This is a genomic window from Nonomuraea sp. NPDC054003 (genome assembly GCF_055585125.1).
This window is the reverse complement of record NZ_JBVJKR010000013.1, coordinates 164,407-185,607: the sequence shown is the minus strand read 5'-3', so window position 1 is coordinate 185,607 and position 21,201 is coordinate 164,407. Positions and strand designations below refer to the sequence as shown.

The window sequence follows — 21,201 nt, the reverse complement described above, 5'->3', positions numbered from 1 at the left end:
ACCGGTCACCGTGAAGCCAGGCGCGGTCGCGGGCCCGGAGATGCATCATGGCTCCATGGACTCGCGGCCCGCGCCGGACACCGATCCGCGCGTGATCGGGCAGCGGGTGCGGCAGCTGCGCCAGGCGCGCGGGGTCTCGCTGTCGGAGCTCGCCAGGCGGGCGAGCATCGGCAAGGCCACGCTCTCCGGCGTCGAGACCGGCACCCGCAACCCCACTCTGGAGACGCTCTGGGCCATCACCGCCCAGCTCGGCGTGCCCATCGGGGCGATACTCGACTCCCCGCCCGAGCCCCGGAACGTCCGCGGCACCGCCGTGGAGGCGGCGCTGATGGAGCTCTTCGAGGACGATCACGTCACCTACGAGCTCTACCGGCTGCGCGTCCCTCCGGGGATCACCCAGAACTCACCTGCCCACCTGGAGGGGGCGACGGAACATGTCACGGTCTTCAGCGGCACCCTGGCGGCCGGGCCCCTGGACGCCCCGCTGACCGCGGGGCCGGGCGAGCACATCTCGTGGCGCTCGGACGTCCCGCACGTCTACCACGCGACGGGCGCCGACGTCGTCCACGCCACCCTGCTCATGCGCTATCCGGCCAAGCTCTGAGAGCCGCGGCGGTGAAGTCGTCCAGCGGGTAGAACAGCTCGATCGCCAGCTCCGACAGCGTCACGTCGGCGGGGGCGCCGAACGTGGCCATGGTGCTGAACATCGCCAGCTCGCCGAACGGCGTGCGGAAGCGCAGCGGCACCTGGATCGGGCTCGGCCGGTGGTGTGAGCCGCCGGGCTCGTCGCCGCCGGGCCCGGGATAGCGGGACACCTCCTCGTACAGGGCCCGCAGGTCGGCGTCGCCGGTGGCGTTGACCTGGCGCAGCAGCCGGTCCAGGAACAGCTCGCGCACCTCGCCCAGGTTGGACAGCCGCGAAGCGAGCCCTTCGGGGTGCAACGCCAGCCGGAAGACGTTCGGGCACGGCTCCAGCAGGTGTGCCGGGACGCCCTCCATGAGGACGGCCATGGCGCGGTTGCCCTGCACCACGTTCCACAGCCGGTCCACCACGACCGCCGGGTACGGCTCGTGCGCGGTCAGCATGGTCTCCAGCGCCGACCGGACCGACGCCATGTAGCCGTCGTCGAGGCTGCTCTCCCGGTACGCGGGGGCGTAGCCGGCGGCGAGCAGCAGGGTGTTGCGTTCCCTGAGCGGTATGTCCAGCGCGGCCGACAGGCGCAGCGGCATCGCCCGGCTCGGCTTCGCGCGGCCGGTCTCCAGGTACGACAGGTGCCGGGCGGAGGTGTCGGCCAGGAGCGAGAGGTCGAGCTGGCTGAGCCTGCGACGGCTACGCCACTCGCGCAGGAGCGTCCCCGCCGGTGACGGCTGTCGTGTGTCCATGTGGAGGAGCCTAGGCCGTCACCAGGTGGGCGCCGCCATGACCTCGGAGGTTATTGAGACCGTGATCCGGGCGGTGACATGGTCGTTCCGGACAGGCCCTTCCGGGGGCGGACCCGAGGGGGAGGAGTGACCGGATGAGCACGGCGACAGGGGCGGAGGTCGCCCGGCGTACCACGGTCGGCGGCCCGGCGGCGGAACGGCTCCGCGTGATCCTGCGGATCGACGGCTGGAGCACCGCCCTCTTCGGCGTGGTCCTGCTCGCCGCGTGGCGGCCGTTCTCCGGCTGGTTCGGGCTGCCGCCCGCCTGGTCGGTGCCGTTCGGCGTGGCCATGCTCGGCGGCGCCGCCGCGCTCGGCCTGATCGCCGGCTACCCCCGGATCCCCGTGCGGTACGTGGCGCTGGTCGTCGCGGGCAACGCGCTGTCGTGCGTGGCTCTCGTGGCCCTGGTGCTGACCGGGGCGATTCCGCTCAGCGGCCTGGGCGTGGCTTTCATGCTGACCGGGGCCGCGGTGGTCGCGGTGTACGCGGGGCTGGAGTTCCTCGGGCTCCGGCGCGCCCGGACGGAGTGAACGGGTGGCCGCGCGGGAGTCCGGCCCGGCCGCACGCGAAGGGCCCGCGTCCGGGAAGGACGCGGGCCCTTTGACGATCGACGATCAGACGGCGACGGCCAGCTCGGACACCTCACCGAGCTTGGCGCTCACCTGGACGTCGCGGGTGACGCCGCCGCCCGCGATGATGCGTACGGTCCAGTCGCCGGGGCCGGCGAAGAAGCGGAACACTCCCTCGTCGGACACCACGACCTCACCGGTGAACTCGCCGGTGTGGTCGAGCAGCCGCGCGTAGGCGGTGCCGACGCCGGTGACCCTGCCCTGGATCACCGCCTGGTTGGACAGATCGATCCCGGCCGGCAGCGCGATGGTCTGCTCCGGCGCTCCGCAACCCTGCGCGCTCATCGGGCCTCCCCCAGCTCGATCGGCACGCCCACGAGCGAGCCGTATTCGGTCCACGAACCGTCGTAGTTCTTCACGTTCTCCTGGTCGAGCAGCTCGTGCAGCACGAACCAGGTGTGGGCGGAACGCTCGCCGATGCGGCAGTAGGCGATGGTGTCCTTGCCGAAGTCGACGCCCGCCTCGGTGTAGAGGGTGCGCAGCTCGTCGTCGGACTTGAACGTGCCGTCGTCGTTGGCCGCCTTGGACCACGGGATGCTGCGGGCGGTCGGCACGTGGCCGCCGCGCTGCGCCGACTCCTGCGGCAGGTGGGCGGGGGCGATCAGCTTGCCGGTGAACTCGTCGGGCGAGCGGACGTCGACCAGGTTGAGCTTGCCGATCGCGGCGACCACGTCGTCGCGGAAGGCGCGGATGGACGTGTCCTCCTGGGCGACGACGTACTGGGTCTTGGCACGCTCCGGCACGTCGGTGACCAGCTCGCGGGACTCCAGCTCCCACTTCTTGCGGCCACCGTCGAGAAGCTTGACGTTCTCGTGGCCGTACAGCTTGAAGTACCAGTAGGCGTAGGCCGCGAACCAGTTGTTGTTGCCGCCGTAGAGGATCACGGTGTCGTCGTTGGCGATGCCGCGGTCGGAGAGCAGCGCCTCGAAACCGGTCCTGTCGACGAAGTCGCGGCGGACCGGGTCCTGCAGGTCCTGCCGCCAATCGATCTTCACTGCGCCACGGATGTGGCCCTTGTCGTAGGCGCTGGTGTCTTCGTCGACCTCGACGTAGACGACACCAGGGGTGTCGAGGTTGGCCTCGACCCAGTCGGCATCCACCAGGACGGCGGAGCGGCTCATTGTGGTACCTCCATGTTGGCGGCGGGCAATATACGGCGGATCAGCAGATACATTTCGCAGCCAAGGCAGAATCCGAAGGCTGCGTTGAGGAATGCGGCGAGGAGGGCCGCGGCCGTGGCCACGAGGGCCAGCGACATGATCCCGGTGGCGAATCCGGCCAGCCCCGCGACCGCGAAGACCAGCCCCACCCCCTGCGCGAAACGCGGCGGGCGGGAGTCTTCGGTCTCCTTAGGGGCGCTCCTGACGAACGCCCCGAAAAGCATCCCGTACGGTGATCTGCCCGCGATGCCGAACGCGAACACCACGGCCTGGGCGGCGAGCAGCCAGGCGCTGCCCGTCACCAGGACGAGGAGGAGGATCAGAGTGGTCATGGCCGCGCCGAAGCGCAGCGCTCTGGGATCGGCACGCATCGTGGGATGCTCCTGCAAGGGGGTCGGGAAGAGGCGGATCGGAAGTCCGCGCGAGACCGTCCTCAGGCAGCGCGACAGAGCGCGGTCGCGACGCGGCAGAAATCAACCGCGCGCCGCTTCGTCAGCAGCTCTGTCGATGGGTTCATGCCGAGAAGACTACTCGGCGTCTCGACATCTGTCACATGTCGTCCGGCTTGTGAGACGGGTCGTGAGACACGACCGCGGCGAGCGCGTTGAGCACGTCGGCCTTCCTGGGCTGCCCTGACGCCTTGCGCACGATGGCTCCCCGGCCGTCGAGCACGAAGACGGTCGGGGTGCGCAGCACGTCGAGCCGCCGTACGAGGTCGAGCCTGGACTCGGCGTCGATCTCCACGTGCGCCACGCCGGGGACCAGCGCGCTCACGTCGGCGAGGATCCGGCGCGTCGCGCGGCACGGCTGGCAGAAGGCGGTGGAGAACTGCACGAGCGTGGCCCGCTCCCCCAGCTCCGCGCCCAGCTCGCCGGCTCCCAGCCGGTCACCGGGATCGTCGCCGGGATCACGGTCGCGCAGGCGTCCGTCGGCGCGCAGCCTGATCACCCCGATCGCCGCTCCGAGCGCCAGCGTGGCCAGCGCGATCCACACTCCGGTCATCTCCCGGTGCAACCACCGGCCCCGCGGATTACTTCCCTGTCACCGGGATCCGCACCAGCACCTCGCCGCCGGCATCGGTGATCTCGAACGCGGCGATGTCGGCCATCGCGGTGCGCGTCTCGTGCCGGAAGACCGCGTTGTCCTCGTACATCTCGCGGGTGACCTGCCACGGCTCGGTCCGCTCCCGGGAGCCGTCGGCGGCGACGACCACGAGCCTGCACTCCGTGCCGGGCGGGATCCCTTCGACCTGCACCATCAGATCCGTGCGCCGGCCGTCGGGCGCGGCGGTCACGGTCGCCCGGTAGCCGGCGTCGGCGCCGGTGAACGCGCGTCCCAGCGGGGAGCGCAGCGGGGCGGGCGCGCGCGAGTCCGAAGGCGCCGGTGAGGACTCCTGCCGGGTGGTGAGCTTCTCGCTGTCCTGCGCCTCTGCGCTGTTGTCCTCGGTGCTGTTGTCCTCGGCGAGCTCCGACTGGGCCGCGTCGCCCTCGCCGGCGCTGAACTGGCTGGCCTGCTCGGCGGCCGGCGCCGAGGCGGCCGTCGGAGCCTCGCCGGGCATGGCGGACCACACGACGCCGCCCACGCCCACCACCGCCGCCGCGGCCGCGACGGCCATGAGCGCGCGGCCCCGCCTGCGCCGCCTGGCGCGGTCGGTGAGCAGCCGTTCGAGCACCCGCCGCGGCGGGCTGGCGACCAGCTCGACGTCGCGCTCTGACACCTTGCCCAGGAAACCGGCGACGCCCGCCAGCTCCTCCAGCTCGCCGCCGCACTCCTCGCAGGTGGCCAGGTGGAGGTCGATCTCCTCGGCCTCCTGCGGGTCGAGCGCGCCGAGCGCGTGCGCGCCGAGCGCCAGCCGGACCTCCTCACACGTCGTCATGGCGCCAGCCCCCGCTCTTCCAGCGCGAGCTTGAGCGCCCGCAGCGCGTAGTAGGTGCGCGACTTGACCGTGCCCGCCGGGATGCCCAGCTTCGCCGACGCCTCCTTCACCGATCGCCCCCGGTAGTAGACCTCCATGAGCACCTCGCGGTGCTCGGGCCGGAGCGCGGCTAACGCCTCGGCCACGGCCCACGACTCGACCGCGCGCTCCAGCTCGTCGTCGGCCGGCAGCACCGCCAGCGCCTCGTCGCCCGTCTCGGGGGGCCGCGCCCGGCGGGCGCGGTGCTGGTCGACGACGAGGTTGCGGGCCACGGTGAACAGCCAGGCGCGGATCGGGCGGCCCTCGAGTGCGCCGGGATGCCGCCACGCCCGCAGCAGCGTCTCCTGCACCACGTCCTCCGCCCGTCCCGAGTCGCCCGTCAGTCGCAGCACGTATCCGTACAGTGGCCCGGCGTGCTCGTCGAACAGGGTCCTCACGAGTTCCTCGTCGGCGGTGCCAGCTGAGCTCACCCCCTCATCACGTACGAGAGGGCGGGACGGTTCACGCTCATCCACGGAGCGGCACGTCAGACGCTTCGGCGGAGATCCGCAGACCTCCGGACACGCTCTTGACCTCGGTCACCTTCACGTCGAAGGGCAGCTTCCCCTGGAACGGGATCGTGTAGGTCACGAACCGGGCGAGCTGGGCGGGCACCCCCTCGATCTTCTCCGCCTGCAGCCGGATGCCCTCCTCGGTCATCTCGACCTTCATCTCCGCGGTGAACTTCACCTTCTGCGCGCCCACCGCCAGCTCGCCCGAGGCGACGAACCGGTCGCCCTTGCCGCTGACCTTCACGCCCTGCGGGGCGAACCTGTCGATGGTCGCGTCCGTCAGCGTGCCGGTGACGGCGACCCGCCCGGCCCGGATGTCGGCGCGGTTCTGGAGCAGGTCGGCGAGCGGCGCGGTCACGTCGTACGCGGCTCCCTTGAGACCCTCGATCGGCACCCCGCCGTAACGCAGGGTGCCGAGGTCGAAGCGGACCTCCTGGTAGTGGCCGGAGATCGCCTGGGTCAGGAAGGGGATGCCGGTGATCTCCACCTCCGGGGTGCCCCGCACGTCGGCGGCGGCGGCGATCCTGTTGGCGAGGTCGCGCTGCACGCCCGCGACCGCCACCCGGTCGAGCACGGCGAGGAGGATGATCAGCAGGATCAGGAAAACGAGCAGCTTGCGCATCGCACTCCCTGTCTCGGGCGGGGGTCAAGAAGCTTATCGGCTCCATTCCCCGCGAGACGGGCGGATCACCCGCCGGCGAACGGGGGCAGCACCTCCACAGTCACGCCGTCGGACAGTTCCACCTCGCCATGAGGTCTTTTACCGACGGGCGAACCGTCGATCAGAAATGACGATCTCCTGACCACACGGGCGAGTTCGGCGCGATCTGCTGTGATTTTCGTCATGAGTTCGCCCAGTGTGACCGCCTCGAACTCCTCTTCGGCCACACCTGCCGCCGCCTTCGCCGCCGCCCAATAACGCACTTTTCCCGAGGCCATGGCTGTCTCACCGATCCTTCTCCACCATTGTGCGTTCCTGTTTACCTGGTTGTTTCATGCGATGCGTCGTTCACCTGCCGGACGCTCAATGGACGCGACTTGCTCCTGGGATATCCTCGCCTACAGGACTCGGGCGACGTAGCCCCCGGGTCCTTACTTGTTCGAGGAGGCCGCCATGAGCAACCTGCTTCTGCTCACCAACGCGCTCGAGCCGTCCGCGGAGGTGCTCCCGGCTCTGGGGCTGCTCCTCCACTCGGTCCGCGTGGCCCCCGCGGAGGCGTCCGCCCTCCTCGACGCGCCTCCGTCGGACGCCGTGATCGTCGACGCGCGCAAAGAGCTCGTGCAGGCCAAGAGCCTGTGCCGGCTGATCCGCACCACCGGCGTCGACTGCCCCCTGATGGTGATCGTCACCGAGGGCGGGCTGGCCGCGATGACGGCGGAGTGGGGGGTCGACGACGTCCTGCTCGACAAGGCGGGCCCGGCGGAGGTGGAGGCGCGGCTGCGCATGGCCATCGGCCGCATTTCCCAGGCTTCCGGCGAGGACGTGCCCGACGAGATCCGCAGCGGTGACCTGTCAATCGACGAGGCCACCTACACCGCGCGGCTGCGGGGCAGGGTGCTCGACCTGACGTTCAAGGAGTTCGAGCTGCTGAAGTACCTCGCGCAGCACCCCGGCCGGGTGTTCACCCGCGCCCAACTGCTGCAGGAGGTCTGGGGCTACGACTACTTCGGCGGCACCAGGACCGTCGACGTGCACGTGCGGCGGCTGCGGGCCAAGCTCGGCACCGAGTACGAGTCGCTCATCGGCACGGTCCGCAACGTCGGCTACCGCTTCGTCCCCGACCGGGCCGACACCGCGACCGTCTGATCGCCCTCTCCGGTTGACAGGGCCCTTTCCCCGGGTTGGACTGTCCTGACAGGTCTGCCCCCGACCTGGGTCGTGCTGTCATGCCGCGGACACCGCCGTCCCGAGATGGGTGGTGCCGGTGAACGTGTTCCGATCCCTCGTCGAGGAGAACGCCCGCGCCCGGGTCTACCGGCGCGGTGAATGGCTCTGCTCCCCGCTGCGGCCCACCGGCCGCGTCTACCTGATCGAGCACGGCTACGCCAGGGAACACCTCCCCGGCGGCGACCGCGAGATCGTGCACGACCTGCGTTCCGGCGGCGACCTGGTGGGCGAGCCGGCGTTCTGGCACCCCGGGGAGCGGGTGAAGGTCGACGCGCTGACCGAGGTGCGCGCCTGGCCGATCGACATGCGGCGGCTGCGGGAGCACGCCGCGTCCAGCACGGCCGTGGCGACCGCGCTGGTGCAGGAGCTGTTCGCCAGGAACGTGGCGGCGCGCAGGCACGAGGCGCTGGCCAGGGCCCCGGTGGCGACCCGGCTGGCCGTGTGGCTGCTCAACCTCGACGCCCGCTACGGGCTGGCCTCCGAGTCGGCCCCGCCGCTGTCCATGGAGACACTGGCCGACCTGGTCGGCAGCGTTCCCGACGTGGTGCAGCGGACACTCGCCCAGTGGGTGCGGCGCGGCTGGCTGGTGCGTCCCGGCTACCGACGGTTACGCGTCGCCGACCCGGCCGCGATGCGCACGCTGGCCGGCGACTGGGAGCATCTGGCCGTGCCGTGGGAGGGCCGGATCACCCCGTTCCTCACCGGGCCGGGCGCGCCGGCCGAGCCGCTGCCGGCCGCCGAGGTGCCCCGTCCCGCGCAGCTCCCCGCGGACGTGCCCGACTTCACCGGGCGGCAGCAGAGCCTGGACCTGCTCACCGAATGGCTGGAGCGGACCCGCAGGACGAACACGATGGTGATCCAGGGCCTGCCGGGCGTCGGCAAGACGGCGCTGGTCACCCACTGGGCGCACCTGCACGCCGGCCGGTTCCCCGACGGGCAGATCGTCATCGACCTGCGCGGCCAGTCGCCCGCCCAGCCCCCGATGACCACGGCGGAGGCGCTCGGTCAGATCCTGCGCTCGCTCGGCGTCGGCGAGCACATGCCGGCCGCCGACGAGGCCGAGCTGATGCTGCTCTACCGCAGCCGGATCGCCGGGCGCAGGCTGCTGCTCATCCTGGACAACGCCGCCGACCCGGCCCAGGTGCGCACGCTGCTGCCCGGTGGCAAGGACTGCGTGGTGCTGGTGACCAGCCGGACCAGGATGGCGCCGCTGCGCGCCACCGGCCAGGCGGACCTGATGGACCTGCACGTGCTCGACCCGGGCAACGCGGTGGCGCTGCTGGTCGGGCTGCTGGGTGAGGACTCGCCGCGGGCGGCCGACCGCGACGGGCTGGCCGAGCTGGCGCGGGTGTGCTCGTACCATCCGTTCGCGCTGCGCATCTCGGCCGCCAAGCTCGCCGAGAACCCGGAGCTGAGCGTCGCCTCCCGGGTGCAGGAGCTGCGCCGCCCGGAGCGGCGGCAGCGGTTCCCCGGCGACCCGGAGCAGGCCTTCGGGTCGGCGCTGGATCTGGCGTACGAGTCGCTCGGCCCGGCCCAGCGGCGCGCCTTCCGGCACATCGGGCTGCTGCCCGGCGGCCCTTTCACGCCCGAGGTGCTGGCCGCGGCGCTCGGCGTGCCGGTGCCGGAGGCGCTGGCGTCACTGGCCGGGCTGCACCGGGCGTATCTGGTCGAGCCGCTGCCCGGCTCCCGCTACCGGGTGCACGACCTGGTCAAGCGGCTGGCCAGGGAGCTGGGCAGGCACGCCGAGGCGGGCGTGCGGGAGGCCAGGGTACGGCTGCTCGACCACTACCTGATGACCGCCACGGAGCCGGGCACGCCGGGCGAGTGGTTCGAGGCCGAACGGCGTGCCCTGGTGTCGGTGGTGCGCACCGCCGAGGAGAGCGGCGCGTACGGGATCGCCTGGCAGCTCGCGCACGCCGTGTTCGAGCCGTTCAGGCGGCTGCGGTACTACGAGAACAACCTGGAGATCCAGCAGGCGGGGCTGGAGTGCGCGCAGCGGATCGGCAACCGCCGGGCCGTCGCGCTGATGCGCAGCCATCTGGGCTCGATCCACCGCGACATCGGCCCGTCCACCCGGGCGGCCCGCTACATCGGCGAGGCGCTGGCCGACTTCGCCACGCTCGGCGACCGGGAGGGCCGCGCCCGCGCGCTCATCGACCTGGCCGAGGTGCACGGCATCGCGGGCAACCTGGAGGACGCGCTGAAGGCGGCGGACGAGGCGCTCTGCGGCTACCAGGAGATCGGCGACCTGGCCGGGGTGGCCGACAGCCTGCACGCGCTGTCCCGCCTCCACCTGTCCCAGGGACGCCACGAGCCGGCGCTCCACCACGCCGGCCAGGCGCTGGAGGTACGGGAGGAGCTGGGCGACCGGCGCGGCACCGCGCAGAGCCTGATCATGCTGGCCCGGGTGCAGCAGAGCCTCGGCGAGCCGAACGCCGCGCTGTCGGAAGGGCTGGAGGCGCTGTCGATCTGCCACGAGCTGGGCGACGAGCACGCCGAGGCCGAGACGCTGCTCTGCCTGGCCGAGGTGTACGACACGCTGCGGCTGCCGCACGACGCCCGGCGCGACGCGGAGCGGGCGCTGGCCGGCTACACCGCCACCGGCGACCAGCACGGCTCGGGCCGGGCGCTGTGCGCGCTGGGCCGCATCGCGCGCAACGGCTCCCGGTACGACGAGGCGCTGGCCCACTTCGAGCAGGCGCTGGCCGTACAGGTCGAGCTCCACCACGAGCAGGGCAAGGCCGAGACGCTCGGCGACATCGGGCTGGTGCACTGGCGGCTGGCCGACTACCTGCGCGCCGACGAGTACCTCACGCAGGCGCTGGCCATCAGCCGGGTGATCCGCGACCTGCCCATGGAGGCGCGCATGCTGAACCGGCTGGCCCGGGTGCGGCGCAGGCAGGGCCAGTCGCAGGTGGCGTTCGTGTACGCGCTGGAGGCGCTGGACATCGTGCAGGCCGTCGGCGGTCGCAGGGCCGAGGCCGACGTCCAGGAGACGCTCGCGAACACGTACCTGTCGCTCGGCCGTCACCAGGACGCGCTGCGCGCGGCCAGGCGGTCGCTGGAGATCAGGGAGGAGATGCGCGACGACAAGGCCAGCGCGCTGCTGTCGATCGCGCTGGCGCTGCACACCGCGGGCCGCCCGTCCCCCGCGCTGGCGTACGCGCGCCAGACCGTCGAGCTGCTGCACGAGACCGGTACGCGCGACCGCTGGGGCGCGGCGCTCACCACGCTCGCCATGATCCTGCTCGACCTGAACCGGCCCGAGGAGGCGTACGTGCACGCGGCGCGGGCCGGGGAGGTCCACCACGCCTGCGGCACCCGCCGCGACCTGGGCTGCGCGCTGCGGGCGCTCGGCCTGATCGCGTGGCGGCGGGGCGACGTCGCGGCCGCCGTGGCCCATCTGGGAGAGGCGGTGCGCACCCTCGACGAGGTGGGCGACGTGGTCGAGGCGAGAAAGGCCGCCCAGGAACTCCGACGAATGTCGTGAATTCCGCCCGGGGGAGGTCGCAGATCTGATCAGGTCACCGGCGTTCAACTGGTCTCACCGGCCACGGACAGCGGAGGTGATCCGGATGCTCAAGAACCATCTGCGTCGAGACCTGCGGTGGTTGAGGCGACAGGAGCGCGGGGACAGGCGGATCACCGTCCTGGTCCTCACCCTGGTGCCGGCCGCGTGGACCCGCCAGCTCGCCCCGGGCGACGCGATGCCCGAGCCGGAGCTGCTGTTCCTGCTGTCGGCGGGGCTGCTGGCGGTGTCGGGCGCGGCCTGGTTCACGTCGGCGTACTTCCTGGCCAGGTCCGCGCGGGCGCGGCGGGAGCCGGTCGAGGTGCTGCGCCGCGTCACCCGCGTCTCCAGGGCCAAGGAGTGGGCGTTCATCGCGGCGGGCGCCTACGTGGCCTGGCACGTGCTGCAGTTCGTCACCGTGCTGGTCATGACCTGACCGGGACCGTCAGCCGGGGATGAGCCAGGCGGGGAACGCCGCCTGGTGCGGCCCGTTCTCCGGGTCGAGCTCGTGCCTGATGGTCGCGCACTGGTCCAGCATCGCCCCGTGCAACGACCACAGCTGGACGTTCTCGGTGTCGGGGACGCGCTCGGCGACCAGCACCTGGTGCTCGCCGCTCTCGCGCAGCGCGGTCCGCAGCCGGCCGAGGTCGCGCACGCTGCCCCGGCCGAGCTGGAGCCGGCCGAACGCGGCGAAGGCCTTGGAGATGGCCAGCAGCTCGTCGCCGAGCGCCGCGGGCACCCGGTGGACGTCCTCCGCGGGCAGCCCGCGCACCCCGGCCGCCAGGTCGGTGAGCGACCTGGCGATGCCGCGCAGTTGCAGGCCCGCGTGGTCGAGGCAGGTCATGGCCTCGGCCACCTGGTCGAGCTGCTCGTCCTGCCGTCGCCGCCGGAGCGGCACCAGCCGGACCGACTCGGCGGCCTGCTCGGCCACCTCCTGGCTCTCCCGCAGGCGCGCGTCCACCTCGCGGGACCGCTCCAGCCAGCTTCTCGCCTCGTCCTCACCCCACGCGCCGCGCACGCCCTTGCCCATGGCGGCGGACAGCGACGACAGGTCACCGGCCAGCTCGGCCATCTCCCTGCGCGCCTCCTCCACGTACCGGGGCGGGAGCACGATCAGGTTGGCCAGGATGCCGATGACGGCGCCCAGCAGCAGGTCGACCAGGCGCTCCAGGCTGTACTGGGCGCCCAGCGCGAACACCAGCAGGGCGGTGATCGGGATCTGCACGTTCTGCTTGGGCAGGTTGAGCAGCCGGCTCACCACCAGCCCGCCCGCGACCAGGATGGCGAGCGTGATCCCGTTGATGCCGAGCAGGAGGATCAGCCCACCGGCCCCGAAGAGCCCGACCGTGACGGCCCCGACCTGCTGCACCCCGCGCACGACCGTGCCGTAGGCGGTGGCCGAGAACGTGAGCAGCACCCCGATCGCCCCCAGCACCGGCATCCTGTCCTGCAGCACCCGGGCCACCAGCCACCAGGCGAGCACGCACGCGGCCGTCAGCTTGATCCCCTGGAGCAGCGGCTCACGCTCGGCGCGCAGCCATCCGGGCAGTCCCAGGCTGCGAGCGCGCTCCAGGATCAGCCTGCTCTGCCTGGAGATCCGCTCGAACGGCGGCAGCCCCTGCCTCGATCGCTCCCCCATCCCGGCATCGTCGCAGGAACACACCCGCGTGAGCTGGGTAGACACCCTGCTTGAGTGGAGGTGGTGAGGATGGACGCCGAACTTACAGGTCAGCTGGTGGTGCCGGACGGGGCGCGCGGCGTGGTGCTGTTCGCGCACGGCAGCGGCAGCAGCGGCCGCAGCCCGCGCAACAGGTACGTGGCCGCCGCGCTGAACGAGGCCGGGCTGGGCACCCTGCTGTTCGACCTGCTGACACCGGAGGAGGAGTACGACCGGGCCAACGTGTTCGACATCGAACTGCTGGCAGGCAGACTGCTGACGGCGACGGAGCGGGTGCGGGAGCAGCCGGCCGCGGCGAACCTGCCGCTCGGCTACTTCGGCGCGAGCACCGGCGCCGCCGCCGCCCTCAGCGCCGCGGCCGAGCCGGACGCCGACGTGGCCGCGATCGTCTCCCGGGGCGGCCGCCCGGATCTCGCGGGCCCGCGTCTCGCTTCCGTACGGGCGCCGACGCTGCTCATCGTGGGCGGCCACGACGAGCAGGTGCTCGAACTGAACCGGGAGGCCCAGCGGGAGCTGGGCGGCGAGAGCCGCCTGGAGATCGTGCCCGGCGCCACCCACCTGTTCGAGGAGCCCGGAGCCCTGGACCAGGTCGCCGACCTGACCGGCTCCTGGTTCGTCACCCACTTCACGTGACCCGCGTCAGTTCTGCCGGGCGCCGCGGCGCTCCGACAGCCGCTTCCAGACGAACACGCCGACGGCCAGCACGACCAGGCCGATCACCACGTACGTGAAGATCCCGACGTACGTCTCGACGATCGACCACTGCCGGCCCAGGAAGTAGCCGGCGGTCACGAGCGCGGTGTTCCAGATGAAGCTGCCCACCGCGGTGAGCAGCACGAACGTGGGCAGCGGCATCCGCTCGAAGCCGGCCGGGATCGAGATCAGGCTCCTGAACAGCGGCACCATCCGCCCGAAGAACACCGTCTTGCGACCGTGCCTGGCGAACCACTGCTCGCTCTTGTCCACGTCCTCCGGCTTGAGCAGCGGCACCTTCGCGTACAGCGCGTGCACCCGCCGCCTGCCCAGCAGCGCCCCGATCGCGTAGAGCGCGAGCGCGCCCACCACCGAGCCGATCGTGGTCCACAGCAGGACGTGCCAGAACACCAGCCCGCCCCTGCTCACCGTGAACCCGGCCAGCGGCAGGATGACCTCGCTCGGGATCGGCGGGAACAGGTTCTCCAGCGCGACCGCGATGCCCGCGCCGGGCGCGCCGAGCGTCTCCATGAGACCGGTGACCCACTCGACGATTCCGCCCAGACCGCTGGAAGTCATCCTCGTCCCTTCGTCGCACGTAGTCTCTTCCCGTACGCAGGCGCGTATTCCTCCCGGTCCGTCTCTCGGCCATCCATCTGAGACATTCCTCGGCGGGGAACGTTGTGGCAACCCTCCATGCGTGAATCCCGCCCCGTGGTGTGGGATCGAATCCGCACACACAATCGAGGAGGAGCGATGAAGTGGTTCTCCCCTGCAGACGTCGCCCGGGTGGCCGTCTTCGCCGCGCTGATCGCGGTGCTGGGGCTGGTTCCTGGGGTGAGCCTCTTCGGCGGCCTGGTGCCCGTCACGGCTCAGACCCTGGGGGTCATGCTCGCCGGGCTGATACTCGGCTCGCGGCGGGGGGCGCTGGCGGTGCTGGTGCTGCTCGCGCTGGTGGCGGTGGGGCTGCCGCTCCTGGCCGGGGGCCGGGGCGGGCTCGGCGTCTTCACCCAGCCGTCCGCGGGGTTCCTGATCGGGTGGCTGCCGGGCGCGTTCGTCACCGGGTGGATCGCGGAGCGCGGGGGGCGCAGCCCGAGCATGGTCCGGCTGCTGGTAGCGTGCCTGGTCGGCGGCATGGGGGTCATCTACCTGTGCGGCATCCCGGTGTACGCGATCTTCGGTGATCTCACGCTGGGCGGCGCGGCCCTGTTCACCCTGACCTTCGTGCCGGGCGACCTGGCCAAGGCGGTGCTGGCCTCGTGGATCGCGCGAGGGGTGCAGCGCGCCTACCCGGGCGCGATCCCCACCGTCCACAAGCGTCCGAGATCCGGCGAGGAGGGCTGACCGGGGCATGCCAGTCGCAGCACAGGTCATCCGGCACGCCTCCACCCACCCCGACCGGGTCGCGGTCTCCGGCCCGTACGGCGACATCACGTACGGCGCCCTGGCCCGTCGCGCGCTGGAAGAGGCGGCGTCCCTCACGGCCGCCCTCCCCCGGCCGATCGCCGCTCCGGCCGCGGCCCGGGACACCCCACCGGCGCTCTCCCCGCCCTCGGCGGACGGGCGCGCCATCACGGCGGCTGCCCGGACGAGGGCGCCGGTCGTGGGCATCTGCCTGCGTGACCCCGTCGACCAGCTGATCGCCATCCTGGCCGCCGACCTGACGGGGGCCACACCACTGCTGTACGAACCGACACTGCGCGACGGCGTCCCAGCGGACCTCCTCATCGAGACCCTGCTCACCACCGGTCCGACCGACCCGGGCGCACAGCCCTCGCCCGTCGGGGCCGACCCAACCCACCCCAACGCCCAGCCCTCGCCCGTCGGGGCCGGACCGACAGGCTCGGGCGCACAGACCCACCTCGCCGGGGTCGGCTCGGCGGGGCCGGTCACCCGGTCCTTGCCCGTTGGGGGATGGTTCGCGCCGTCGCCTGCTGATTTGGCGTGGGCGTGTTTCAGTTCGGGGAGCACCGGGCGGCCGCGTGCCGTCGTCCGTACGCGGGAGTCGTGGACGGGGTCGTTCGGGCCGTTGAGCGAGATCACCGGGATCGGCGCGGATGATGTGGTGCTGGTCCCGGGGCCGCTGACGTCTTCCCTGTACGGGTTCGCGGCCGTGCACGCGCTGGCCGTGGGCGCGACGGTGCTGGCGCCCGGCCGGTGGGCGCCGGGGTCGCTGCCGGAGCTGGCGCGGCGGGCGACGGCGGTGCACGTGGTGCCGCACCTGCTGCCACGGCTGCTGGACGCCCTGCCCGAGGACGCGCCGCTGCGGGTCGTCGTGGTGGGCGGGGCCGCGCTCCCGGCCGAGGTGCGGGAACGCGCCGGGGGCGTGCGGGTGGTCGCCTACTACGGCGCCACCGAGCTGTCCTTCGTGGCCGTGGACGCCGACGGCGGCGGGCTGCGGCCGTTCCCCGGGGTGGAGATCGAGGTCAGGCCGCCCCTGGGCGAGGTGTGGACGCGCTCCCCCTGGCTGGCCGAGGGCTACCTGGGCGGCGTGGCGGGCCCGCTCAAGGCCGAGGACAAGTGGATGAGCGTCGGCGACCTCGCCGATCCGTACACCCCGGGAGAGCCGCTGCGGCTGCGCGGCCGTGGCGACGGCGCGATCCAGACCGGCGGCGCGACGGTGGTCCCCGAGGACGTCGAGGAGGTGCTCCGGCGCGCGCCCGGCGTGGGTGACGTCGTGGTCGTCGGTTCCCCGCACCCCGAGCTGGGTTCGGTCGTGACCGCCGTGGTCGAGGCCGGCGCCGGCCCACTCCCGTCCAGGACCACCCTGGAGAAGGTGGCACGCGACGGCCTGGCCGCCGCCCAGCGCCCCCGCCGCTGGTACGCGATCACCGACCTCCCCCGCACCCCGACCGGCAAGCCCGCCCGCGCCCAGGTAGCGGCCCGCCTGACCACCACCGACCCCGACCTGCGGAGACTCCCATGACGGGGCCACCCGACCACCGGCAATCCCAACCTGCGGGAACTCTCATGGCGCGCCGCCCGACCACCGGCATCCCTGACCTGCGGAGACTCCCGTGACGGGCCACCCGACCGCCGGCGACGCCGACCTGCGGAGACTCCCATGACGGGCCCGCACGATCCGGTGATCGTGGCTGCCCGCCGGACCCCGATCGGCACCGCCGGCCACGCGTTCAAAACGGTCACGGTCGACGCCCTGGCCGCCGCGGTGATCGGCGCAGTGGCCCAGGACGCCCGTCGCGGGCTCTTCCCGGAGCACGACCGGGACCACCTCCCCGACGGCCGGGACCAGGACCGCGCGAACGCGCACGACCTCACCTGCGGGGGGCACGGACGCGACCCAGACCTTGGGGAGCACGCAGAACCTCGTCCCAGCGCCCGGGACCTCACCCCGAGCGGGGTTCTCGCGGAGAGTGACCCGGGTGCGGTCAGCCCCGCTCGACACAGGGAGTTCGCCAGGGTCGAGGACGTCGTGCTGGGGAACTGCATGGGGCCCGGAGGGAATGTGGCGCGGGTGGCGGCGCTGAGGGCCGGGCTGGGGGAAGGCGTGCCGGGGGTGACGGTGGACCGGCAGTGCGGGAGCGGGCTGGCCGCCATTCTGATCGCGGCGCAGGCCGTACGGAGCGGGGACATGGAGTTCGTGATCGCGGGGGGCGCCGAGAGCGCGTCGACCGCGCCGGTGCGGGCGTTTCGGGACGGGTCCCCGTACGAGCGTGCTCCTTTCGCCCCGGAAGGGCACCCGGATCCGGACATGGGGGAAGCGGCGGAGGCCCTCGGCGCGGCGCGCGGCGTGAGCCGTGAGCGCCAGGACTCCTATGCGGCCGCCAGCCACGCCAAGGCGGTGGACGCCCGTGCGGCGGGCAGGTTCGCGGCGGAGATCGTCCCGGTCGGGGAGCACTCCAGCGACCAGCGGCCGCGGACGCTGCGCCCGGCGACGCTGGCGCGGCTGCCCGGGGCGTTCGTGCCGGGGGGCGCGGTGACCGCGGGCAACTGCTCGCCCAACAGCGACGGCGCCGCCGCGGTCGCCGTCGTGCCGGAGCGGCTGCGTGATGGCAGGCCGGGGCTGCGGCTGGTGGCGGGCGCGGTGGTGGGGTGCGATCCGGCGCTGCCCGGCTGGGGGCCGGTGCCCGCCGTGCGCCGGCTGCTCGCCCGTACCGGCACGAGCCTGGAACGGGTGGCGGCGGTGGAGATCGTGGAGGCGTTCGCCGCGCAGACGCTGGCCGTCACCGACGCGCTCGGGCTCGACCCGCTGGGCGCGGACGCCGGGCGGGTGTGCGCGGACGGTGGCGCGATCGCGCTCGGGCACCCGTGGGGGGCCAGCGGCGCGGTCGTGGTGACGCGGCTGTTCAGCCGGCTGGTACGCGCCGGGGCGCCCCGGGGGACACTCGGGCTGGCGACGGCGGCGGTCGGCGGCGGGCTCGGCGTCGCCGCCCTGTTCGAGGTGGTTTGAGTGAAAGGGCTCGTCCTCGCCGGGGTGGTCGGAGTGCTCGCGTTCGCTGACGTCTATGTCCGGTCGAGGTGGTGTGAGTGATCGAGCTCGCTGACGTGCGTGTCCGGCTCGGGGAGCGCGAGGTGCTGCGCGGGGTGAGCGCGACGCTGGCCGAGCGGCGGATCGGCGTGATCGGGGCCAACGGGTCGGGCAAGAGCACGCTCGCCCGGCTGTTCAACGGGCTGGCGCTGCCCACCTCGGGGACGGTGACCGTGCTGGGTCACGACACGCGGCGGCAGGCGGCCAAGATCCGGCGGCGGGTGGGGTTCCTGTTCACCGACCCGGACGCGCAGATCGTGATGCCGACCGTGGCCGAGGACGTGGCGTTCTCGCTGCGCCGCCACAAGCTCCCGGCCGAGGAGGTGCGGGACAGGGTGGCGGCCGTGCTGGAGCGGCACGGGCTGGCCGGGCACGCCGACCATCCGGCGCACCAGCTGTCCGGCGGGCAGAAACAGTTGCTGGCGCTCTGCTCGGTGCTGGTGCTGGAGCCGGAGATCCTGATCATGGACGAGCCGACGACGCTGCTCGACTTGCGCCACTCCAGGCTGGTGGCCGAGCACCTGCGCGTCCTGCCCCAGCAGGTGGTGGTGGTCACCCATGACCTGTCGCTGCTGGCGGACTTCGACCGGGTGCTGGTGCTGGACGACGGCCGGGTGGTCGCCGACGCACCGCCGGACGAGGCGATCGGCCACTACCGCGGGCTGATGGCGTGAACGCCCTCACCGGCGCTTACGTGCCCGGCGACTCGTTCCTGCACCGGATGCCGACCGGGGCCAAGCTGGCGGCGCTGGCGGTCTGCTGCACCGGGCTGATCCTGCTGCCCAGCGTGTGGGCGATGGCGGGCGCGGCCGTGGTGGTCGTGTCGCTGTACGCGGTCGCGCGGGTGGGCGCGGCAGCGGCGTGGGCGCAGGTGCGGCCGGTCCTCTGGTTCGTGGCGGCGCTGTTCGTGATCCAGCTCGTCCTCGCCGGTCCGTCGGCCGCGGTCCTGGTGACGTCCCGGATCGTGCTGGCGGTCGCACTGGCCGGGCTGGTCACGCTGACGACCAGGACCTCGGCCATGATGGCCACGCTGGAGCGTGCCCTGCGGCCCGCCCGGCGGGTGGGGCTGGACCCGTTCCGGCTGTCGCTGCTGCTCTCGCTCACCATCCGCAGCATCCCGGTCATCGCCGCGCTCGCCACCCGCGTACGGGAGGCGCAGCGGGCCAGGGGCGTCGAGTGGAGCATGCGCGCGTTCGCGGTGCCGCTGGTGGTGGGCGCGCTGCGGCACGCCGACGCCCTGGGCGAGGCACTCAGCGCCCGGGGTCTGGACGACTGACCGCCCGCGGGGGTCACTCAGCGCCCGCCGATCCGCGGCCTGATGTCTTCTTCACCCGCGGTCTGGACGGCTTACCGCCGCGCGAGGCTTCTCGCCCGCCATCACGTACGCGCCGCGTTCCAGTCGCTCGATGAGGCCGCGGGTCCACTCGGCGGCGCTCTCGGCGGTGTGCACCCACATGCCGAGCACCTCCCCCACCATGCCCCACGCCTCCGGGTCCTCGTCCGGCGACCAGTCGCGCCGGACCCGGGAACGCCACTCCTCCAGCGCTCGCACCCGCGTCTTCAGCAGCTCGACCGCCTCGGCCCTGGGCAGGTCGTCCATCAGGCCGGCTCCGGCGCTCAGCATGTCGAGCCGCTGGTCGGCCTTGGAGAGCGCGTGGCGGAGCAGCGCGAAGTAGTCGGCCTCGCCCGCCTCGGTGATCTCGTAGTCGATCCGGGGCGGGCCGCCGGCGGTGCTGGGCGCCTCCTCGTCCGCGCGCAGCAGTCCCTCGACGGCCATCTGGCGCAGCGCGTGGTAGATCGAGCCCGGTTTGAGCCCCGCCCACTCGTGCGCGCCCCACGACTCCAGGTCGGAGCGGACCTGGTAGCCGTGCGCGCTGCCGCGCCGCCGCACGGCCCCGAGCACCAGCAGCCGCACCACCGACATCGCCACTCCCTCGATCTTTGAGCATCCACCATAGTCAGAGGGACGACTCACACTCGTGACGTCACGTGGCAGCGGGGCAGGTGGTGCGGCCGGCGCGAAGGCGGCGTGCCGTGTGGCCGGGGGCTACCCCGGCCACCGATCGGGGAATCAGTCGACAGGGGGACCGGCGATGGTGGTGTAGCCGCCGAACTGGCCGGCCGGCTGGCCGTTGACGTAGGGCCGGAAGTTGGACGCCAGCGCGCCGGAGGTCAGCCGGGCCAGCAGCGTCTGGTCGTGGGGGCCCCCGTTGGGGGCGGTGGCGAAGGCCGCGGGATTGCCGGTCGCCTCGCCGTCGACCCGCTCGTAGCCCACGACGCGGTCACGCCGGTAGGCGTAGACGGCGTTGTCGGGCCCGCGGACGTACAGGAAGTTGGTGGCGAGCGCGATGTCGCTGGTCGCGGTGAGGCCGTCCAGCGGCTGCCAGGTGGCGCCTATGGTGACGAGGTTCATGGTCCACACCCGGTTGTCCTCGCCCCGGGCCGCGATCTCGTACGCGTTGATGCCGAAGTCGTCGCGGACGGCGATGTTGCTGGTGACGCGCAGGTCGCCGATCGGCTCGAAGGCGGTGGCGGTGTTCGCGCTCACATTGCTGAAGTAGACGCGGTTGTCGCTGCCCCGGACGAAGACGCGGACGTTGAAGGGAAGAGTGAAGAACCCGCGGCTGGCGGTGATGTCACTGGTGGCGAAACCGCCGAGGCTGCGCCAGCCGACCCAGGCGCCGTTGCGGCGGACGTTCGTCCACACCGCGCCATCGGTGCCCCGGGCGAAGAGTTTGACGCTGGCGGGCGGCTCGTCGAAGGCGACGATCGCCTCGACCTCGCCGGTCACCCTCAGACCGGGCACGATGGAGTAGCCGGTGACCACGCCGGACGGGGTGATGGTGTTGGTGTAGACCTGGTCATCGGTGCCGCGTACGTAGAACTCGGTGCCGTAGGAGGTCACCACGACGTTCGGGTCACCGACGATCACCCCTCCCAGCGACTGGAAGGGGCCGAAGACGCCGCCCGAGAACGTGCTGTACAGCAAGGAGCCGTCCGCGCCGCGCGCCGCCACCCCCTTGGCCGACCGGGTGAGGGTGTAGTCGTGGGCCACGCGCGGAGTGCTCAGGTCGGGCAGGCCGGCAGCGTAGGCGGGCGGAGGAGGACCGGCCGCCGCAGCGGGAGAACCGAAGGCCAGCAGGCCCAGAGTAAGTGCCAGGGCGGTGCCTGCCGCGAGTGGCCGGCGTAACCAGTGGCGTGGATGCTTCATCGCAGAGTCCTTTCGTCGACTTGGCGAAGCAGACTCTGATTCGTCGGCGTCCCACGGA

The 21,201-nt window shown here is 72.7% G+C and carries 25 protein-coding genes; 11 read left to right on the top strand and 14 right to left on the bottom strand.

What is annotated here, in order from left to right; all coding sequences use genetic code 11:
• The first annotated feature begins 55 nt into the window (after positions 1-55).
• Complete coding sequence (locus ACZ6YG_RS31580) at positions 56-604, top strand: helix-turn-helix domain-containing protein (RefSeq protein WP_466020019.1); 549 nt, start codon at positions 56-58, stop codon at positions 602-604.
• Here the strand turns inward: ACZ6YG_RS31580 and ACZ6YG_RS31575 are convergent.
• A complete protein-coding gene (locus ACZ6YG_RS31575; RefSeq protein ID WP_466020018.1) occupies positions 579-1,382 on the bottom strand; it encodes a helix-turn-helix domain-containing protein in 804 nt (267 codons plus the stop codon). The genes ACZ6YG_RS31580 and ACZ6YG_RS31575 overlap by 26 nt on opposite strands.
• Before the next feature lie 134 nt (positions 1,383-1,516).
• Between ACZ6YG_RS31575 and ACZ6YG_RS31570 the strand changes: the two genes are divergently transcribed.
• Positions 1,517-1,951, top strand: a complete 435-nt coding sequence (locus ACZ6YG_RS31570; protein ID WP_466020017.1) for a hypothetical protein — start codon at positions 1,517-1,519, stop codon at positions 1,949-1,951.
• Positions 1,952-2,035: 84 nt separating this feature from the next.
• On the opposite strand, the gene ACZ6YG_RS31565 is transcribed toward ACZ6YG_RS31570, so the two are convergent.
• The 9 genes from ACZ6YG_RS31565 to ACZ6YG_RS31525 all read right to left on the bottom strand — a co-directional run bounded on the left by ACZ6YG_RS31565 (position 2,036) and on the right by ACZ6YG_RS31525 (position 6,615).
• Entirely contained in the window at positions 2,036-2,335 is a 300-nt protein-coding gene (locus ACZ6YG_RS31565) for a DUF1416 domain-containing protein (protein WP_148036656.1), read from the bottom strand.
• Positions 2,332-3,171, bottom strand: coding sequence for a sulfurtransferase (locus tag ACZ6YG_RS31560; protein ID WP_148036655.1), 840 nt, complete (start codon positions 3,169-3,171; stop codon positions 2,332-2,334). Before ACZ6YG_RS31560 ends, ACZ6YG_RS31565 begins: the two co-directional genes overlap by 4 nt.
• Complete coding sequence (locus ACZ6YG_RS31555) at positions 3,168-3,581, bottom strand: DUF4395 domain-containing protein (protein ID WP_219546142.1); 414 nt, start codon at positions 3,579-3,581, stop codon at positions 3,168-3,170. Before ACZ6YG_RS31555 ends, ACZ6YG_RS31560 begins: the two co-directional genes overlap by 4 nt.
• A 62-nt stretch (positions 3,582-3,643) precedes the next feature.
• On the bottom strand, positions 3,644-3,727 hold the full coding sequence (locus ACZ6YG_RS31550; RefSeq protein ID WP_350668905.1) for a putative leader peptide: 84 nt from the start codon (positions 3,725-3,727) through the stop codon (positions 3,644-3,646).
• A 32-nt stretch (positions 3,728-3,759) separates the two neighbouring features.
• Positions 3,760-4,212, bottom strand: a complete 453-nt coding sequence (locus tag ACZ6YG_RS31545) for a TlpA family protein disulfide reductase (protein ID WP_466020016.1) — start codon at positions 4,210-4,212, stop codon at positions 3,760-3,762.
• 28 nt (positions 4,213-4,240) lie between these two features.
• Entirely contained in the window at positions 4,241-5,086 is an 846-nt protein-coding gene (locus ACZ6YG_RS31540) for a zf-HC2 domain-containing protein (protein ID WP_466020015.1), read from the bottom strand.
• Positions 5,083-5,595, bottom strand: coding sequence for a sigma-70 family RNA polymerase sigma factor (locus ACZ6YG_RS31535; RefSeq protein WP_148036651.1), 513 nt, complete (start codon positions 5,593-5,595; stop codon positions 5,083-5,085). Before ACZ6YG_RS31535 ends, ACZ6YG_RS31540 begins: the two co-directional genes overlap by 4 nt.
• A 37-nt stretch (positions 5,596-5,632) precedes the next feature.
• Positions 5,633-6,298: an LmeA family phospholipid-binding protein gene (locus ACZ6YG_RS31530; RefSeq protein WP_148036650.1), complete on the bottom strand. Its 666-nt coding sequence runs from the start codon at positions 6,296-6,298 to the stop codon at positions 5,633-5,635.
• A gap of 65 nt (positions 6,299-6,363) precedes the next feature.
• Positions 6,364-6,615, bottom strand: coding sequence for a MoaD/ThiS family protein (locus ACZ6YG_RS31525; RefSeq protein ID WP_148036649.1), 252 nt, complete (start codon positions 6,613-6,615; stop codon positions 6,364-6,366).
• Between the two features lie 175 nt (positions 6,616-6,790).
• Here ACZ6YG_RS31525 and ACZ6YG_RS31520 point away from each other — a divergent pair, with 175 nt between their 5' ends.
• From ACZ6YG_RS31520 to ACZ6YG_RS31510, 3 genes are all read left to right on the top strand, one after another.
• Positions 6,791-7,483: a response regulator transcription factor gene (locus tag ACZ6YG_RS31520; RefSeq protein WP_148036648.1), complete on the top strand. Its 693-nt coding sequence runs from the start codon at positions 6,791-6,793 to the stop codon at positions 7,481-7,483.
• A gap of 118 nt (positions 7,484-7,601) precedes the next feature.
• The gene (locus tag ACZ6YG_RS31515) at positions 7,602-11,054 is read left to right on the top strand and encodes a tetratricopeptide repeat protein (RefSeq protein ID WP_466020014.1); all 3,453 of its coding nucleotides are present in this window, start codon (positions 7,602-7,604) and stop codon (positions 11,052-11,054) included.
• Between the two features lie 85 nt (positions 11,055-11,139).
• Positions 11,140-11,508, top strand: a complete 369-nt coding sequence (locus ACZ6YG_RS31510; protein ID WP_466020013.1) for a hypothetical protein — start codon at positions 11,140-11,142, stop codon at positions 11,506-11,508.
• A 9-nt stretch (positions 11,509-11,517) separates the two neighbouring features.
• On the opposite strand, the gene ACZ6YG_RS31505 is transcribed toward ACZ6YG_RS31510, so the two are convergent.
• Entirely contained in the window at positions 11,518-12,711 is a 1,194-nt protein-coding gene (locus ACZ6YG_RS31505; RefSeq protein WP_466020012.1) for an FUSC family protein, read from the bottom strand.
• A gap of 69 nt (positions 12,712-12,780) precedes the next feature.
• On the opposite strand from ACZ6YG_RS31505, the gene ACZ6YG_RS31500 reads away from it, so the two are divergent.
• The gene (locus ACZ6YG_RS31500) at positions 12,781-13,383 is read left to right on the top strand and encodes a dienelactone hydrolase family protein (RefSeq protein ID WP_466020011.1); all 603 of its coding nucleotides are present in this window, start codon (positions 12,781-12,783) and stop codon (positions 13,381-13,383) included.
• Positions 13,384-13,389: 6 nt separating this feature from the next.
• Here ACZ6YG_RS31500 and ACZ6YG_RS31495 read toward each other — a convergent pair whose 3' ends face one another.
• The gene (locus ACZ6YG_RS31495; protein WP_271275209.1) at positions 13,390-14,022 is read right to left on the bottom strand and encodes a DedA family protein; all 633 of its coding nucleotides are present in this window, start codon (positions 14,020-14,022) and stop codon (positions 13,390-13,392) included.
• A 177-nt stretch (positions 14,023-14,199) separates the two neighbouring features.
• On the opposite strand from ACZ6YG_RS31495, the gene ACZ6YG_RS31490 reads away from it, so the two are divergent.
• The 5 genes from ACZ6YG_RS31490 to ACZ6YG_RS31470 all read left to right on the top strand — a co-directional run bounded on the left by ACZ6YG_RS31490 (position 14,200) and on the right by ACZ6YG_RS31470 (position 19,208).
• Complete coding sequence (locus tag ACZ6YG_RS31490) at positions 14,200-14,787, top strand: biotin transporter BioY (RefSeq protein WP_148036642.1); 588 nt, start codon at positions 14,200-14,202, stop codon at positions 14,785-14,787.
• 7 nt (positions 14,788-14,794) lie between these two features.
• Entirely contained in the window at positions 14,795-16,369 is a 1,575-nt protein-coding gene (locus ACZ6YG_RS31485; RefSeq protein ID WP_466020010.1) for an AMP-binding protein, read from the top strand.
• A gap of 138 nt (positions 16,370-16,507) precedes the next feature.
• Positions 16,508-17,854, top strand: a complete 1,347-nt coding sequence (locus tag ACZ6YG_RS31480; protein WP_466020009.1) for a thiolase family protein — start codon at positions 16,508-16,510, stop codon at positions 17,852-17,854.
• Positions 17,855-17,931: 77 nt separating this feature from the next.
• Positions 17,932-18,606 carry an energy-coupling factor ABC transporter ATP-binding protein gene (locus ACZ6YG_RS31475; RefSeq protein WP_466020008.1) on the top strand — a complete coding sequence of 225 codons (675 nt, stop codon included), beginning with the start codon at positions 17,932-17,934 and terminating at the stop codon, positions 18,604-18,606.
• Positions 18,603-19,208, top strand: coding sequence for an energy-coupling factor transporter transmembrane component T family protein (locus ACZ6YG_RS31470; protein WP_148036639.1), 606 nt, complete (start codon positions 18,603-18,605; stop codon positions 19,206-19,208). Before ACZ6YG_RS31475 ends, ACZ6YG_RS31470 begins: the two co-directional genes overlap by 4 nt.
• 51 nt (positions 19,209-19,259) lie before the next feature.
• Here the strand turns inward: ACZ6YG_RS31470 and ACZ6YG_RS31465 are convergent, their stop codons facing one another.
• Together ACZ6YG_RS31465 and ACZ6YG_RS31460 are read right to left on the bottom strand one after the other, a co-directional pair.
• A complete protein-coding gene (locus ACZ6YG_RS31465; protein WP_466020007.1) occupies positions 19,260-19,856 on the bottom strand; it encodes a PadR family transcriptional regulator in 597 nt (198 codons plus the stop codon).
• Positions 19,857-20,003: 147 nt separating this feature from the next.
• Positions 20,004-21,143, bottom strand: coding sequence for a DUF8189 domain-containing protein (locus ACZ6YG_RS31460; protein ID WP_148036637.1), 1,140 nt, complete (start codon positions 21,141-21,143; stop codon positions 20,004-20,006).
• Positions 21,144-21,201: the final 58 nt, after the last annotated feature.